Source organism: Ochrobactrum sp. WV_118_8, assembly GCF_039631535.1.
Classification (GTDB): Bacteria; Pseudomonadota; Alphaproteobacteria; order Rhizobiales; family Rhizobiaceae; genus Brucella; species Brucella anthropi.
Genome location: NZ_JBDIUZ010000002.1, coordinates 974,413 through 990,221, shown reverse-complemented (window position 1 = coordinate 990,221; position 15,809 = coordinate 974,413). Strand labels below are relative to the sequence as shown.

The window sequence follows — 15,809 nt, the reverse complement described above, 5'->3', positions numbered from 1 at the left end:
GAATTTGACCAAGCTTAATCCATTCTGTCGGTAAGCCTATTCTTGTCGGAGAGCGGTCGGCCTGTATTGGCGTTCAGAGTTGCACTGGGCTATCTGTTCTTTCCTGCATTTGAGCCAAATCAAGTCCCGATAGCCTTACATATGGAAAAATGCGGAACTGGGCCGTCTCGCGCAAGGAGGAAATGCCCTTGTCCCACATCGTTGTGCTCGGTGCCGGCCTTGGTGGCGTCATGGCCTATGAAATGAAGGAGAAGATGTCGTCGTCCGACAAACTGACGGTCGTCAATCTTGGTTCGGTTTATTCTTTTGTCCCGTCCAACCCACGGGTGGCTGCGGGTTGGCTTAACCCAGAGGTTGGGCGAAATATAGTTTCAATATCAGTCACTTCTACGTGGACAATCGAGCTTCAAATGCTGCCTCACGCTTGAGGGAAAGATATATTTCTGCTGATGTCGGGAAGCACGGCCTAGGAGTTCATTTGGAAAATATGAATTTTGCTTCAAAGCCGTCTTCCTTGCCAAATGCAGGGGAGAATAGTTCTAACCGACCGCCTGCTCCACCTGCAATTGTTCTGGCAATGGCAAGACCAAGCCCCGCACCACGCACCAGAGCCTGGCCGCGCTCGAACGGCTCGCTCAACCGAGCCAGTGTTTCGGGAGGCACGGTGGGGCCGGCATTGATAACACGTAAAACACCTTCGGCGGTTAGGAATACGCTGATCGGCATATTCTGTGCGCCGTGTTTGAGTGCGTTTTCGATCAGGTTTCGCGCCAGTATGGCAAAGGCATCCGCATCTATGCTCTTAAGCACCGGGTAATCAGGGAGAGCCAACTCAATGCGACCGACAGCATCGGTAGATCCGTTGAACTCGCCTACAACTAATCGAAGGATTGCAGCAATATTTACTGGCTTTTCGGCAAGGAGCCGTCCGCCCTCGGCTCTTGCCAACTGCATCAGCTTTTCTGTCAAGCGAGAGAGGCGGCGCAGCGCTGTTTCCATGTCGTGCGCACGTTCGCGCGTGGTGGCATCGGGCGCCTCGATGATCAGTCTTTGCGACTGAGCGAGCGCCGCTGCCAGTGGGGTGCGCAACTCGTGGGCCGACTTGGCCGCAAGACTGCGTTCGGCTTCCAGAGTCAGTTTCAAACGCTCCAACAGCCGATTTACTGCTTTGGCGACAGTGTCAATTTCGGAGGGAAGGCCATAGACGGCGACCGGATCAAGATCTCCGCTGCCACGTGCCTCGATCTGATCGCGAAAACTGCGCACCGGAGCCATGGAAAGACGTACGATGAGCCAGACACCGATCAAGCCAAGGGGGACGGCTAGGGCGAGAGGTACGGCAAGCGTGTATAATATGTGCATCGCCGTTTCGCGCCGGTGGGAGAGGGGTTCAGCGACAGTAATTGTGAGGCTACCCTGCATTGCGGCGTCGGAGTAGAGCCTGTGAGTTGGCGTGCTGCTGAAACCCATTATTGAATAGGGCGGAAAAATGGTCACATCCGCATTATGTGAACGCATCTGTACGGTTCCGGCTGCGTCACGGACCACATAAGTGAAATATTCGTCGTGCTGGCGCAGGGTGGCAACCCGCTGTTCGGTGTCGTCGGCATCGCGTCCCAGTATCTCAAGCGCTGCGACTGGCAGAATGCGCTGCGCCGTTTCTTCCAGGGCGCTGTCAAAGGCCATATTCAGTTCGTGGCGCAGAAGCTGCGCTGTCACAATGGTGGTAATGACCCACAGCAGGGTCGCACCGAGTCCGAGCCAGAGCGAAAGTCTCCATTGCAGGCTCTTCGGTTGTATCATTTCGCGTTTCCAAGCCGATAGCCGATGCCGCGAACCGTGTCGATGATCCCGTGCCCAAGCTTTTTACGGAGGCGGCTGACATGGACCTCAATCGTATTGCTCTCAACTTCCGAACCGAAGGCATAGAGCCGGTCTTCGAGTTGCGACTTGGTCAATGCAATGCCGGGTCGCTGCAAGAAGGTTTCCAGCAGCGCCCATTCGCGGCTGGTCAGTTCAATGGTGCGTCCTCCTTGCCTCACTGTCTTGGCGGCCAGATCGATCTGGAGGTCGCGCATTTCGACCAAAGGGTTGGGATTGCCGCTATAGCGTCGTGCAACAGCGTTCAGTCGCGACGAAAGCTCTGCCAGATCGAACGGTTTGATCAGGTAATCGTCGGCCCCGGCGTCGAGACCTTCGATCCGGTCGGAAATCTGATCCAGCGCCGTGAGAATAATGACTGGCGTGACGCTACCTTTGGCGCGAAGATTGCGCAAAAAATTGATACCCAGCCCGTCGGGAAGCATCAGGTCCAACAGGATTAGGTCGTAGACTGCCGAGCCGACATGCTCGGTTGCGTCGTCGAGGCGGGTCACCCAATCCACGGAATGGTTGACAGCGATATGGTCGCGAACGGCCTTGCCCAGGATTATATCGTCTTCGATCAACAGGACGCGCATCCAATAGCACCTTTTATTCGATAGAAAACGGGAACCCGTGTCGTCTGGTCAGATGCGAACATATTCTAACTGAAGCCGTAAGCTGTCATTCCTCTGACGTCATATCCTTGCCAGCTTCAGCTGTTCGTCAGAAATGGCTGGCATTGTTCTCTTCAAAGCGCATTGATCAGGAACAATGATATGATGGTAAATTACCTTGCGGCAATCTCCTTTTTATTGATCGCAGCAGGAAGCGGCGTGGCGCGAGCCGATGATGACTGCCATGTATCGATGGACAAGTGGCAATCCAGGGACGCGGTTCAGGCCATGGCTACTTCTCGCGGCTGGACCGTGGCGCGGATCAAAATCGATGACGGCTGTTATGAGGTCCGTGGCTCCGACAAAACCGGAATTGCTTTCAGGGCTAAAGTTGATCCGGCTACGCTTGCTATAGTCAAAATGAAACACAAGGATCGCGAATACGATCACGACGATGACCGCCACCGCAAATCAAGACATGACGAAGAACAGCGGTCAGGCGCTGTGCCGGACACGCCCTCCAGCCCCTTGCTCGAGAAAAACTCACTGCCAAATGTCGTCGTGAAATAAGCCATCGCGCTTACCATTGAGAGCGCCTTCATCCAAGGAAAGACTTGTGATGCCTCGCAGTCCTGATCGTTATTCAAAAAGCATGGTTGTGATTCACTGGCTCACCGCCGCGTTGATCCTCGGAGCATGGTTCACGTCGGTGGGTGGACGCAGTATGGCGGAGAATCCGCCTTTCTTGCATTTTTCTCTAGGGCTTGCCGTACTCGTGCTTGTGTTACCTCGTCTCTTTTTGCGGCTTTCCGGTGCAGCGCCGTCAGAATCTCCGGCGCAAGGCACACTTGCCCTTGCGGCAAAGGCGGGCCATGCAATCCTCTATTTGCTGCTGATCGCCTTGCCGCTAAGCGGCTGGTATGCCGCCTCGCGGATGGGAATAGCGATATCCTTCTTCGGTATTTCCGTGCCGGCCATTACGGCCCCAATGCAAGGCTCCCCCGGATTGATCGCCGAATTTCATGAGAATGCCGGCACCATTATTCTTTATCTGGCCGGCCTTCATGCGCTGATAGCGATATGGCACCAGTTCATTCTTCGCGACGGTACACTTAAGCGTATGTCGCTGCACCGATAGCTGGCGGATTTACTGTAAATGCTTGACGCGGCGGACCTGCTGGCAGGTCCGCCGTTTTCGTTTATCGCGGTTTGGAGCGGTTCATTTCTTACAAAGCGCTGAAGCAGAAACCGCATCGGTGTCAGGTGGTGTTCAGCTCTTCTTGCGAGAGTAGCGGGCATAAGCGCGGATCGATCGAGGTCCGCGTGCCGTTTCTTTGAAAGAGGCAGACTGGCATGAAAGCACTTCTTGCAGCATTGGCAATGACCACGGCGCTTACGCTTCCGGATATCGCAATGGCCCGGTCCGTAACACTGACAACGACGCTGAACAGTTATGGCGGTGACGGCGCGTATCTCGCTTATTACATCATGGATGCTGAGGGTAAATATGCCGGTAGCCTTTGGATGGCTGGCGGCAAATCCAAATATTACGAACACCTGTCCGGATGGTATCGTGCAACGGGTGGTAATACGAGCGAGATCAACGGTATCACCGGCGCGAGTGTCGGTGCGGGTCGTACGCTTGAAATCACAGTTGATTTGGCCGACGCGTTTTTTGATGCGGGCTACACATTGCACGTCGACGCTGCTGTGGAAGACATGCGCGACAGTCCCAATGAGGTGGTTATACCACTCACATCCGGCGGTGCGAAAGCTCCAGTCCAAGGACGGCGTTACATCGCAACAGCCGATTATTCTCTATAATCGGTGACCGCCATGTTCCGAGTTATCCATCGTTGGGTGGGACTTCTTCCCGCGTTGCTCCTGATTGTGCTCAGTATCAGCGGTGCAGCCCTGTCGATCTTTCCCGCTGTCGAAAGTGTCTCGTCTCCACAGGGGGAGTTGACACTTTCGACCGCCGATCTGGCGGCGCGTGTTCAAGCGGTCTATCCGCAAGTAGAGCAAATCCGGCGGACGCCGTCCGGCCGGATGACGGCCTATTGGTTTGATAACGGTGCGCCCCGGGCGACGGTCATTGACCCCTCTACTGGTCAGGGTGCCGCGTCCGCCGATCCCAATCCGGTCGAACGTTGGCTGACAAGTCTGCATCGTTCGCTCTTTCTCGATGATAGCGGCCGCATTGTCATGGCTGCTGGTGCTGCCGCCATGCTGGTGCTGAACCTGACCGGGGTGGCGCTTGTCGTACGACGGGTCGGAGGCTGGCAGCGCTGGTTTTCGCGCCTGCGTGGCCCGCTTTCCGGGCGTCTGCATGTTGAAATCGCTCGGCTGGCCGTAGCGGGACTTTTCCTTTCGTCTGCAACGGCCCTGTGGATGACGGCTTCCACCTTCGATCTCTTGCCGGACGGCGCGGTGTCGCCGGTCATGCAGACCGAGGCAAGCGGCCGGACCGGAGCGCTACCGGCTACGATGGAACCGTTGCGGCAGATTCAGGTTGCGCAATTGCGCAGCCTGTCATTCGCCGATCCGTCTGACCCCACGGACATTCTCACCCTCAAGACCGACCGGGGAACCGGTTATATCGATCAAGGCACGGGCGCGCTTCTCGGCTGGAGCGATCTGACTGGGTGGCGACGCCTGTCGGAAACAATCTATATGCTGCATACAGGACGGGGGGCTTCCGTTTTGGGGCTGCTCCTTGGCCTGATGGCTCTTGGCGTTCCGGTCATGGCGGGTACGGGCGTTTTTCTCTGGTCCGACGGGCGTCGCGGAAGGCCGCGCATTCACGAAAACTGTGCAGCAGGACGAGCGGAGACAATCATTCTCGTCGGCAGTGAAGGCGGTAGCACATGGGGTTTTGCAGCAACATTGCATGCGGCGCTGTCCAATTCTGGCCAGACGGTTCACGCTGCGCCGATGTCGGCCTTTGATCCAGGCCGTTATCGGCAGGTCCGGCGCATTATCATTTTGGCCGCTACCTATGGCGAAGGCGATGCGCCCGCTTCGGCCAAGGGGTTCGTTGAAAGGCTCTCGCTTCAGGCAGCGGATTCGGCAATTCCGCTGGTTGTGCTCGGGTTCGGCGACAGTAGCTTTCCTGCCTACTGCGGTTTCGCGCGGGCGGTGACGGAGACGGCGCATGCCGCCGGATGGAGAATGCTCATACCCTTTGACACAGTGGACCGTCAGTCGCCGCAGGCTTTTGCCCGATGGGGGCGGAAACTCGGTGCTGCGGTGGGCATAGACCTGGAACTCACGCACCAGGCCGTTCAACCCGCCGCCGTCCCGCTTACGCTTGTGTCGCGCCGTGATTATGGTGCCGAAGTGCAAGCGCCCGCAGCAATCCTGCGCTTTGCCTTGCCGAGGCTTTCCTTCTGGCAGCAATTGCGTGGCTGCGGACTGGGGCGCTTTGTGGCCGGCGATCTCCTCGCCATCGTTCCTTCGGGATCAACCGTTCCCCGGTTTTACTCACTGGCTTCTGGACGCAACGATGGCTTTGTCGAGATCGTCGTGAGAAAACATCCGGGAGGGCTATGCTCTTCCCAGCTCTTGGAACTGGAGCCTGGAGACACGATCAGCGCTTTCCTGCGTCGCAATCCAGATTTCCATGCGGAGGATAGAACACATACGCCCCTGATATTGATCGGTGCCGGAACCGGAATCGGGCCTTTGGCGGGCTTCATCCGCGCCAATACGCGGCATCGCCCGATCCATCTGTTCTTTGGAATGCGCCGGATGAATAGCGATTTTTTCTATGGCGACGAACTCCGCGAATGGAAGCAGAAGGGGCAAGTTGCGCAGATTAGCTCTTGTTGTTCACGCGGGAAAATGCCGCGCTATGTGCAGCATGCTCTTCGGGAGGAAGCCGATGAAGTCACTCGGCTGATTCAGGAGGGGGCGCGGATCATGGTGTGTGGCGGACGCGATATGGCCAACGGAGTCTCGTCGGTTCTTGTCGACATTCTGGGTTCCACAGGGCAGACATTGGCCAATCTCAAGGCGGAGGGACGTTATGTCGAAGACGTCTACTGAGATGCAACGTTACGCTTTGAGCGGGCCTACCATGGGTACACGTTGGTCGGCATTGTTCTCTCAAACAGCGGGGTTCGATCCCCAACCCGTTCGGGTCGCACTTCAGGCGGCAGTGGACGCAGTGGACGGTGCAATGTCCACGTGGAAGCCCGATAGCAGACTGATGCAGTTGAACGCCGCGCCGGTGGGACGCTGGATAAAGGTGCCGCAGCAACTGCTGGACGTTTTGCGCCTTGCGCTCGACATTGGCCGTGCATCAGGCGGCGCGTTTGATATTGGTATGGGCGACGCCGTGAGCGCTTGGGGTTTCGGGCCTTCGGAGGCTCACCGGGAGCAGATACGGGCAGCGCTTGAGCGCAAGCGCCGACCCGCTCATGAAATCCTGGAACTGGATATCGAGGCAGGAATGGTGCGAAAGACAGCTCCCGTTTCGCTCGATCTCAATGGAATTGCCAAGGGATATGGCGTGGATCGTCTGGCGGATGGGTTGCTGACTTTCGGGATTTCGTCCGGCCTCGTCGGAATCGATGGGGAGGTGCGGACGCTCGGGTTGCGTCCAGATGGCAGTCCTTGGTCGATTGCAGTAGAGGCTCCTGACTATGATCGTCGGGCAGCTCATTCGGTTCTCGCCCTTCAGGATGCGGCGGTCGCCACCTCGGGCGATTATCGGCATTGGATTAATGTCAACGATTACCGCCTGTCGCACACCATGGACCCAAGTCGCGGTGCTCCCTTGATGGGGCCTCCGGCGTCAGTCACCGTCGTGACAGGTACCTGTGCCGAAGCGGATGCATGGGCAACAGCGCTAATGGTGCTTGGTCCGAAGACCGGCGCGGTACTGGCAAGGCGGTTACGCTTCAATGCTCTGTTCTTATTGCGTGCTGGAGGAACAGCAATTCGGTGTGAAGCTGTAGGTGACTTATTCACCAGTTCACATTCTGATTTACCATGACGTCCATTTGCCGATGTTGGGTGAGATTCTCAACGCCCGAAGCGCATTGAGGATGACAGCGACGTCAATTATCTCCTGGAGCAATGCACCCTGAACAGGTTTTAGATAACCGAACGCTGCTACGATCATGGCGATTACAGAAAGACCAATCCCAACCACAACACTTTCGACAGCAATACGCCTTGATCGCTTGGCAATTTCAATCCCGGCGCGAAGTCTGTCTATTCTATCTACGAGAAGAACGACATCGGCCGCTTCTGCCGAGGCCGCCGTTCCCCTCGCACCCATGGCAACGCCGACATCAGCCGCTGCAAGTGCGGGCGCGTCGTTGACCCCGTCTCCGACCATCATCACGGGGCCGTTCTTACGCTCGCTGAGCACGGTCAGTACCTTTTGATCGGGTGAAAGCTCGGAGTAGATGGCATCAAGCCCCAAGCCCTTGGTAATGCGTTTGGCCACTGCAGCACGATCACCTGTCGCCAGCACTAATCGCTTTACGCCGTCCTTGCGTAAGCCGCGTAACGTATCGACCACTTCGCCGCGCAAGGGATCGGCCATAATGATATAACCCGCGATGCTGCCATCTATCGCGACTGCAATCAGTGCCGCTCCAGCTTCTGTATGGGGGATTTCACTCAGTTTCGCATTGACCTGTCTCTCAACGAAGCTGTTTCCGCCGACAACGACGCTTTTGCTATCAACCCTGCCAGCCACGCCATCTCCTGCCAGTTCGCTGACGTCGGTCGGCAATACAAGATTTATACCGCGCCGCTGAGCGGCCAGTACAAGAGCCTGCGCCATCGGATGTTTGGATACCTGGTCTAGGGAGGCGGCGAAACGCAGTAGATCATTTTCGCTCAATCCTGGCTGCGCGTTGATTGAAGTAATTTGTGGGCGGCCGTCTGTCAGTGTTCCAGTCTTGTCCAGCACCAACGTGTTGATACGAGTCATGTTCTCCAATGGACGAGCACCCTTCACCAGTACGCCGAAATGAGCGGCGCGCGATAGTCCGGCAACAAGAGCGACAGGTACCGCCAGGATGAGAGGACATGGCGTCGCCACGACGAGAACGGCGACCGACCTTATCGGGTCTCCCGTGAAAAACCATGCGCAGAAGGCGATTAAGACAGTCACTATCAGAAAGCCGATAGACCATTGGTCTGCCAGCCTCGACATTGGGGCTTTCGAATGCTGGGCCTCTTCTACGAGGCGAACGATGCCAGCGTAGGTGCTATCTTTTGCTTCGTGTCTGGCAACAATATCGAAGGCATCGCCAGCATTCACTGATCCGCTCAACACATCGGCTCCGGATGTAAGCGAAATCGGAAGTGACTCTCCCGTCAAAGCAGACGTGTTTACGAAAGCTTTTACTGAAGTTACACTTCCGTCAACGGGGATGACGTCTCCCTGACGGATCAAAAGGCGGTCACCCGGGCGAATAGTATCAACGGCAATCTCGTCGAGATGGTCATCGATATAACGCATTGTCGTTCGGGGTACACGAGACAGCAAAGCGTGCATCTCACGGCGTGCCCGTCCTTCGGCAAAGCTTTCAAGAAAGGCCCCGCCGGTATACATAAGGGCGACAATCGAAGCTGCCAGCATTTCCCCAAATGCCAGAGCGGCCGACATCGACATCGCCGCGACGATGTCCAGCCCGAACTCCTTTCGCAATAGACTTCGGAGAATTTCGACGAGCAAAGCCGCTAGCACAGGCAGAGTGGCTATAGTCCAACTTAGCCGTGCCCCGTATGAGTAACCGGAGAAATGCAAGCCAAGCCCGATCACAAGTCCGCACAAGGCAAAAATCAAAAGGATTGTCTTTGATCGATCTTCACCCAAGTACCGCATCTTTGTGGTCTTCCAAGCTACAGAATGAGCGTATTATAATGCGCATTGTCCGGCGTCTTGCCAACGATGATCATTCTTCTTGGTAAAACTCGATCCAAAAAGTTTGACAGCGATCATCAGACCGCTGTGCCGACCAGAGCCCCAATACCAGCCGTGATTGCCATGGCCAATGCGCCCCAAAAGGTGACGCGAACGGTTGCCTTAAGCATATTAGCTCCTCCCGCCTTGGCGCCGATAGCGCCTAGAAACGCCAGAAACAACAAGGAAGAGATAGCAACCGCGTAAAGCAAGATGGATGGAGGCGCGATGACCGCCATCAGTAAGGGTAGGGCGGCCCCGATCGAGAACGTGGCCGCTGAGGTCAGCGCGGCTTGCACAGGCCGTGCTTCCATGTGTTCGACAATTCCCAGCTCGTCACGGGCATGCGCTTCCAGAGCATTGCGTGAGGTCAGCTGTACTGCCACCAGCCGCGCCAGTTCCGGGGTTAGGCCGCGATCAATATAGGCTTGCATCAATTCATCGAGCTCTGCTTCGGGCTGAGTTTCGAGTTCCTTGCGTTCTCTGGCAAGATCTGCCAACTCCGTATCGGATTGAGAACTGACAGAAACATACTCACCCGCCGCCATGGACATCGCGCCTGCGACAAGGCCCGCGATGCCAGCGACCACTATCTGCGTCGTTCCCGTCGAAGCAGATGCGACGCCTATAATGAGGCTGGCCGTTGAGACAATACCATCATTGGCGCCGAGTACCGCTGCGCGAAGCCATCCGATCCGAGATACGAGGTGGTTTTCTGTATGCAATCGGCTCATTGAGCTACCTCCGGACGTTGGATTCATATCATCATACCGCTATCGAGACCCTTTGCCAGTGGACTGAAAATTTGAAGTTATAGAATTCTTCTCCGGCGATTGGGCTTTTGCCTTTTTCGTTAGAGTTTCTGCGCAGGTTTTGAGAATCTTCCTTTTCGAGGGAGGCTTGAAAAGCTTAATATTATACATTATAGTATATTATATAATATTAACGTCGGAGGTAGAGATGCCCGTCACCAAAATAACTGAGAAGCTGTCGGTGTCTTCGCAGCCAAACGCGCAAGAACTCAGTGTACTCGATCGAAGCGGCTTCAAAACGCTGATCAACAACCGTCCCGATAATGAAAGCGCAGACCAGCCCGGAAGCCAAGCGGAATGCGATGCAGCCCACCAATGCGATCTCTCTTATGCATATATTCCAGCCACAATGAATACGATCACTGAAGCCGATGTGCGTGCGTTTCAGGCGGCGGTCAGAAAATCTGACGGCCCCGTGCTGGCGCATTGCAAAACAGGTACGCGTTCGCTCAACCTTCATCTTATCGGAGAGGTGTTGGATGGACGCATGTCTGTTGAAGACGTCGTACCATTCGGACATCAGCTCGGCTTTGATACCAGTGTCGCAGCATCGTGGCTCCTACACTTTGCTGACCATCGACCGCAGGTAAAAGGCTTTTTCGACAAGAGAACCTCCAGCGTTCAGTACGTGGTGTCCGATCCGGCAACTGGTATGTGCGCAATAGTGGACCCCGTTCTCGATTTTGATGAAAAGTCGGGGTCAACGGCGACGATCAATGTCGATGCAATTCTCGATTACGTTCGCGATAACAGCCTGACTGTCGAATGGATTCTAGACACCCATCCACATGCCGATCATTTTTCTGCAGCCCAGTATCTGAAGGAGAGAACCGGCGCGAAAACAGCGATAGGTGAGCATGTAACCGACGTCCAGAAGCTGTGGAAGGGAATATATAACTGGCCCGAGCTTGCCACCGATGGCTCACAATGGGATCGGCTGTTTGCCGATGGCGAGACGTTCAGGATCGGTTCCATTGATGCCAGGGTTCTGTTCTCGCCGGGGCATACGCTCGCCTCCATCACTTACGTGGTGGGCGATGCCGCCTTTGTGCATGACACAATCTTCATGCCTGACAGCGGTACGGCACGTGCGGATTTTCCCGGCGGCGATGCGAGAGCACTTTGGAAGTCGATCCAGAACATCCTAGCACTTCCAGATGAGACACGGATATTCACCGGACATGATTACCAGCCGGGGGGGCGTGCGCCGCGTTGGGAAAGCACTGTGGCGGATCAAAAGAAGTACAATTCGCACCTGGCGGGCGCATCGGAAGAGGCCTTCGTTGCCTTACGGACCAAGCGCGACAAAACGCTGCCAATGCCAAAGCTCATCTTGCATGCGCTACAGGTAAACATACGCGGCGGACGACTGCCTGAGCCAGAAGCCAACGGCAAGCGCTACCTGAAGTTTCCACTGGATGCATTGGAAGGAGCTGTATGGGAATGACCAAAGACATAACGGTAATGATGAAGGCCGGACTATCTTCGGCAGAACTGTCCTTGCGGGCGGGCGAAGTGGCTGACTTGCTAAAGACATTGTCCCATCCAGCCCGTCTGATGATTGTCTGCAGCCTGGTGGAAGGCGAATATTCCGTTGGCGAGCTGGAGGAAAAAGTCGATGTTCATCAACCGCATCTATCGCAGCATTTAACAGTGCTACGCAGTTCCTCAATCGTTGAGACGCGTCGGGAAGGAAAGCAGATATTTTATCGGCTCACCGAAGACAAGGCGGCGCACCTGGTCGCCTCCCTTTACGACATCTTCTGCGTGGAGAAGGCAAAATGAGCACATACCTGTCTTCGCTTACTGGAGGAATGTTGATCGGCACTTCCGCCGCGATGCTTCTGATCCTCAATGGCAGGATTGCGGGAATAAGCGGAATTGTCGGACGCCTCGTACAGGGAAGTACACTGTCGACCAACCTCGCCTTTGTTCTGGGGCTCGTATTAGGGCCAATCATATATCTGATGGTGTTCGGTAATTGGCCAGCTGTTCAAACTACTGCCGGGTGGCCGCTGATCATCGTAGCCGGGCTTCTTGTCGGCTTTGGTTCGCGCATGGGATCTGGCTGCACCAGCGGTCATGGTGTCTTGGGGTTGGCTCGTCTGTCACCGCGATCCATGGTAGCGGTTACGACCTTTCTGACAACCGGGGTGATTGCTGTTACAGTGCTGAGAGGTCTGGGTCTATGAACCGCAAGATTTATCAATTCTGCGGGGCTCTTGCCTCAGGTGTTGTTTTCGGCTTCGGACTGTCGTTGTCCGGAATGCTCAACCCCGTCCGCGTCAAGGGCTTTCTCGACATTTTCGGCGCATGGGACCCAAGTCTTGCCTTTGTTCTCGGTGGAGCCGTCATCGTTGCCTTCGTTGGCGTTCAGATAACGAAACGAATGCGGCATCCTGCGTTCGACGACAGTTTTCATGTGCCAACGAACCGGCGTATCGACGCGCCTCTTATCATAGGCTCGGCGCTGTTCGGTCTGGGATGGGGCATTGGCGGCTTTTGTCCCGGTCCCGCTATTGCGTCGCTTGCGGTTGGGCTGCCACAAACCGTTCTGTTCGTCATCGCCATGCTGGTGGGGATGATCGTGCATGATAGAACTGGGAGCAGACGGAGTTGAGTAGCTCTTTCTTTACGGCAGTTGGCTCCGGAGGTGTTGTGGGCTTCATGCTGGGATTGCTCGGTGGCGGCGGCTCAATCCTGGCAACACCGCTACTCTTGTATGTTGTCGGTGTGAGCCAGCCCCATGTCGCCATCGGTACGGGTGCACTTGCTGTTTCGGTCAACGCGTTCGCGAATTTTACGAGCCATGCCCTGAAGGGGAACGTCTGGTGGCGCTGTGGCGCTGTCTTCTCTGCACTAGGCGTTATCGGGGCACTTATCGGTTCCAGTCTTGGAAAAGCTTTAGACGGTGATCGTCTCATCTTTCTGTTCGGCATCCTCATGATCGTCGTTGGACTGTTCATGTTGAAGCCCAAAAAGAGATTGGACGTCGAGCGCCGCCCGGTCGACCTAAGAATGTGTCTCGTTACAGCAGCTATAGCTCTTGCCTCTGGCGCGGCATCCGGATTCTTCGGTATCGGCGGGGGCTTCCTGATTGTGCCCGGTTTGATGTTGGCAACAGGTATGCCGATGATCAACGCAATCGGCACGTCCCTTCTCTCGGTGGGCGCTTTTGGACTGGCCACGGCTTTGAACTATGCCAGTTCCGGTCTAATCGACTGGTGGCTTGCAGCTGAGTTTATCGGAGGTGGCATTATAGGAGGGGTATTCGGAATGATGCTCGCCACGCGATTGAGTGCATACAAGAACGTCTTAAACCGAATATTCGCCACGATAATCTTCATTGTTGCGGCATATATCCTGTATCGCAACGGAGTCAGTTTCGGCTAACCGTATGGCAATTCTTGAAGGTCGGCGAAAAACACAAGGGCTCTTATGCGGCCAACGCCATCACTTTTGAATGAAAATGAACCAATAATCCCAATTGCGGAGACGCCGTGCTGGTCGTTGAAAGCCTTTCGCTACTACCTAACAACGAGCACTGATGTTCTCGCTTGCACAATGATTTCATTGGTTTGGCTGCCCAGAACAAGGCGTTGAACTCCCGAATAACCGTGAGTTGCAACCACAATTAGGTCACAGTGGAGCGAGTCAGCTGCCGTGCTTATTGCATCCGATGGAATGGGATTTATAAGATGCACAACATCGGTTTCAACCCGTAGATCGTTTGCTAAGTCCTTGGCGTGACCCAGAACCTTGGAGGCAAATTTTTCCCAGCTTTGATTATATCTAACGACAATATCCTCATCATCAAGCATACCTCCAAATATGCCCGAATTGCTATATGGTGCTGTTACAGTTACAATAGTTACTTTACATCGCAGGAATTGGGTTTACATCGCAGGAATTGGGCCAATGAGAGCCCTTGGACAACACATCGTTCTGCAAGTTCGGAGCCATCCGTCGCAATAAGAATATGTTTGAACATTCTAGTCTCCTTTAAGAGCGTATGCTTGGCCAACATTCGTTCAGTGAAGAACTGCTTAGAACCACTATAATAGATGCAACCAACGCTTTTCAACTCTATCAACCTGATAGGCTTTATTTTTGCCGCGTACGTTTATTCCAACATACTCGCGGATGCAGAAGCAGCTTCAGAACAGTTTGTCTCCGTTCTTAAGGAGCCAGAGGATTTAATCGTTCTTTGCTGCTTCCGTGGGCCGTTTTGAGGATGATTGGTTCATCTGGTGTAAGGCCATTTCCAATCTCTGATTTCCGGCATGTCCTCGCCATGCTCGCAAACGTATTTCTTATGCAATGTCAGTTTTTCCTCGAAGTTGGCAATCAGAGGTAGCGCTACCTCGTTATTTAATGGCAGACGTCTTATCGCCTCAATCGCCAGATGAAAGCGGTCCAGTTTGTTGAGAACTGCCATATCGAAAGGCGTTGTCGTTGCCCCCTTTTCGATGAAGCTTTGCACGTGGACGTTAGGGTGGTTGGCGGGCTTATAAATAAGCCTGTGAATTAGATAAGGATAGCCATGATAAGCAAAAAGGACAGGACAGTGGGTTGTGAAAATCTGATCAAAATGCTCATCGCAAATACCGTGCGGATGATGCGTAAGCGCGATTTTGGATGCGCATTGACGGCGGTGGCACCGCTAGAGCCGCCTCGCATCGGTAGCGATATCCGGCTCCGTTAGGCGGCGGAGGTTTTCGAGAATTGGCGCTGGTGTCGAGTTGGATGCCAAGCCAAGAGAGGCGTCGGCAAACCAAAGCGCGAATTTCTGGCTGATGTTCCCCAATTCCGGCAGTGAAAATGAGTGAGTCGAGACCGCCAAGAGTGGAAGCAAGACGGGCAATTTCACCAGCTATACGCAGAGTGAATACTTCAAGAGCCTCACAGGCCTGTGGTGTGTTGCATTCAAGGAGATCGCGCGTATCACCGCTTATTCCCGAAAGTTCGAAAAGGCCCGAGCGATGATAGTGCAAATCTGATAGCGCGTCTGGAAGCATGTTCTCTTGTTGCAGAAAATAAAGAAGCAAGCCCGGATCGAGTGCCCCGCAGCGGGTTGCCATCGGAATACCGTCCAGTGTTGGGAAGCTCATGCTTGTATCGATGCTTTTGCCGGCCTTGATGGCGCAAAGATTGGTTCCGCTGCCTAAATGTGCGACTACGATCCTTCCAACAGCAAGCTGTGGCTGTTTCTGGGAAAACTGCCGATTATCGACTTATAGGAGAGGCCATGAAAGCCATATCGCTTTAAATCACGCTCGTGGAATTCACGCGGAAGCGCGAAACGGCGAATGACTTCCGGGGTAGTTTGATCAAACGCGGTATCAAAGGATACGGTTTGCTTGACGTGCGGAAAGAGCTTTTGGATGCCTCTGATTAAAGCGACGCTTTTCGCTTGGTGCAACGGAGCAAAACTTGACAGTCTTTCAATTGCGTTGATGCGCTTATCATCGACCAAGATTGGCTGGATGAATTGGTCACCGCAGCATAAGCCTGAAGGACCAGTTTTGTAGAACGTATATCAAGAGGACTACCGGGACTCGGTCTAGGGTTCAGATGATAAGCCGCAGAACA

The 15,809-nt window shown here is 54.7% G+C and carries 16 protein-coding genes and 2 pseudogenes; 11 read left to right on the top strand and 7 right to left on the bottom strand.

What is annotated here, in order from left to right; genetic code table 11:
• Positions 1-188 precede the first annotated feature (188 nt).
• The gene (locus tag ABDF71_RS18625; protein ID WP_143851086.1) at positions 189-428 is read left to right on the top strand and encodes a hypothetical protein; all 240 of its coding nucleotides are present in this window, start codon (positions 189-191) and stop codon (positions 426-428) included.
• A gap of 46 nt (positions 429-474) precedes the next feature.
• Here ABDF71_RS18625 and ABDF71_RS18620 read toward each other — a convergent pair whose 3' ends face one another.
• Together ABDF71_RS18620 and ABDF71_RS18615 are read right to left on the bottom strand one after the other, a co-directional pair.
• Complete coding sequence (locus ABDF71_RS18620) at positions 475-1,803, bottom strand: ATP-binding protein (protein ID WP_094514960.1); 1,329 nt, start codon at positions 1,801-1,803, stop codon at positions 475-477.
• Positions 1,800-2,459: a response regulator transcription factor gene (locus ABDF71_RS18615; RefSeq protein WP_036586921.1), complete on the bottom strand. Its 660-nt coding sequence runs from the start codon at positions 2,457-2,459 to the stop codon at positions 1,800-1,802. The genes ABDF71_RS18620 and ABDF71_RS18615 overlap by 4 nt, the downstream gene beginning before the upstream one ends.
• Before the next feature lie 180 nt (positions 2,460-2,639).
• Here ABDF71_RS18615 and ABDF71_RS18610 point away from each other — a divergent pair, with 180 nt between their 5' ends.
• The 5 genes from ABDF71_RS18610 (at position 2,640) to ABDF71_RS18590 (ending at position 7,476) form a co-directional block, all read left to right on the top strand.
• Positions 2,640-3,047: a PepSY domain-containing protein gene (locus ABDF71_RS18610; protein ID WP_235819934.1), complete on the top strand. Its 408-nt coding sequence runs from the start codon at positions 2,640-2,642 to the stop codon at positions 3,045-3,047.
• Between the two features lie 49 nt (positions 3,048-3,096).
• Entirely contained in the window at positions 3,097-3,615 is a 519-nt protein-coding gene (locus ABDF71_RS18605) for a cytochrome b (RefSeq protein ID WP_094514961.1), read from the top strand.
• A gap of 215 nt (positions 3,616-3,830) precedes the next feature.
• A complete protein-coding gene (locus ABDF71_RS18600) occupies positions 3,831-4,301 on the top strand; it encodes a DUF2271 domain-containing protein (RefSeq protein ID WP_094514963.1) in 471 nt (156 codons plus the stop codon).
• A 12-nt stretch (positions 4,302-4,313) separates the two neighbouring features.
• A complete protein-coding gene (locus tag ABDF71_RS18595) occupies positions 4,314-6,524 on the top strand; it encodes a PepSY domain-containing protein (RefSeq protein ID WP_258125276.1) in 2,211 nt (736 codons plus the stop codon).
• The gene (locus ABDF71_RS18590; protein ID WP_063620596.1) at positions 6,505-7,476 is read left to right on the top strand and encodes an FAD:protein FMN transferase; all 972 of its coding nucleotides are present in this window, start codon (positions 6,505-6,507) and stop codon (positions 7,474-7,476) included. Before ABDF71_RS18595 ends, ABDF71_RS18590 begins: the two co-directional genes overlap by 20 nt.
• Here ABDF71_RS18590 and ABDF71_RS18585 read toward each other — a convergent pair.
• Both ABDF71_RS18585 and ABDF71_RS18580 read right to left on the bottom strand, forming a co-directional pair.
• Entirely contained in the window at positions 7,468-9,327 is a 1,860-nt protein-coding gene (locus tag ABDF71_RS18585; RefSeq protein ID WP_094514965.1) for a heavy metal translocating P-type ATPase, read from the bottom strand. The genes ABDF71_RS18590 and ABDF71_RS18585 overlap by 9 nt on opposite strands.
• Positions 9,328-9,443: 116 nt before the next feature.
• On the bottom strand, positions 9,444-10,139 hold the full coding sequence (locus ABDF71_RS18580; protein ID WP_500061699.1) for a VIT1/CCC1 transporter family protein: 696 nt from the start codon (positions 10,137-10,139) through the stop codon (positions 9,444-9,446).
• A gap of 226 nt (positions 10,140-10,365) precedes the next feature.
• Between ABDF71_RS18580 and blh the strand changes: the two genes are divergently transcribed.
• From blh to ABDF71_RS18555, 5 genes are read left to right on the top strand one after another with little or no spacing between them, the layout of a single operon-like run.
• Complete coding sequence (blh, locus tag ABDF71_RS18575; protein WP_063620593.1) at positions 10,366-11,664, top strand: bifunctional sulfur transferase/dioxygenase Blh; 1,299 nt, start codon at positions 10,366-10,368, stop codon at positions 11,662-11,664.
• A complete protein-coding gene (bigR, locus tag ABDF71_RS18570; RefSeq protein ID WP_094514968.1) occupies positions 11,655-12,002 on the top strand; it encodes a sulfite-sensing transcriptional repressor BigR in 348 nt (115 codons plus the stop codon). Before blh ends, bigR begins: the two co-directional genes overlap by 10 nt.
• On the top strand, positions 11,999-12,409 hold the full coding sequence (locus ABDF71_RS18565; RefSeq protein WP_063620592.1) for a YeeE/YedE family protein: 411 nt from the start codon (positions 11,999-12,001) through the stop codon (positions 12,407-12,409). The genes bigR and ABDF71_RS18565 overlap by 4 nt, the downstream gene beginning before the upstream one ends.
• Positions 12,406-12,837 carry a YeeE/YedE family protein gene (locus ABDF71_RS18560; RefSeq protein ID WP_063620591.1) on the top strand — a complete coding sequence of 144 codons (432 nt, stop codon included), beginning with the start codon at positions 12,406-12,408 and terminating at the stop codon, positions 12,835-12,837. Before ABDF71_RS18565 ends, ABDF71_RS18560 begins: the two co-directional genes overlap by 4 nt.
• Complete coding sequence (locus ABDF71_RS18555; protein ID WP_094514969.1) at positions 12,834-13,610, top strand: sulfite exporter TauE/SafE family protein; 777 nt, start codon at positions 12,834-12,836, stop codon at positions 13,608-13,610. Before ABDF71_RS18560 ends, ABDF71_RS18555 begins: the two co-directional genes overlap by 4 nt.
• Before the next feature lie 134 nt (positions 13,611-13,744).
• Here the strand turns inward: ABDF71_RS18555 and ABDF71_RS18550 are convergent, their stop codons facing one another.
• The 3 genes and pseudogenes from ABDF71_RS18550 to ABDF71_RS18540 all read right to left on the bottom strand — a co-directional run.
• Positions 13,745-14,086, bottom strand: coding sequence for a universal stress protein (locus tag ABDF71_RS18550; protein ID WP_255411960.1), 342 nt, complete (start codon positions 14,084-14,086; stop codon positions 13,745-13,747).
• 374 nt (positions 14,087-14,460) lie between these two features.
• A pseudogene (locus ABDF71_RS18545) lies at positions 14,461-14,835 on the bottom strand (phosphoketolase family protein); the annotation flags it as partial.
• Between the two features lie 106 nt (positions 14,836-14,941).
• Positions 14,942-15,717, bottom strand: a pseudogene (locus ABDF71_RS18540) (acetate/propionate family kinase); the annotation flags it as partial.
• Between the last annotated feature and the right edge of the window lie 92 nt (positions 15,718-15,809).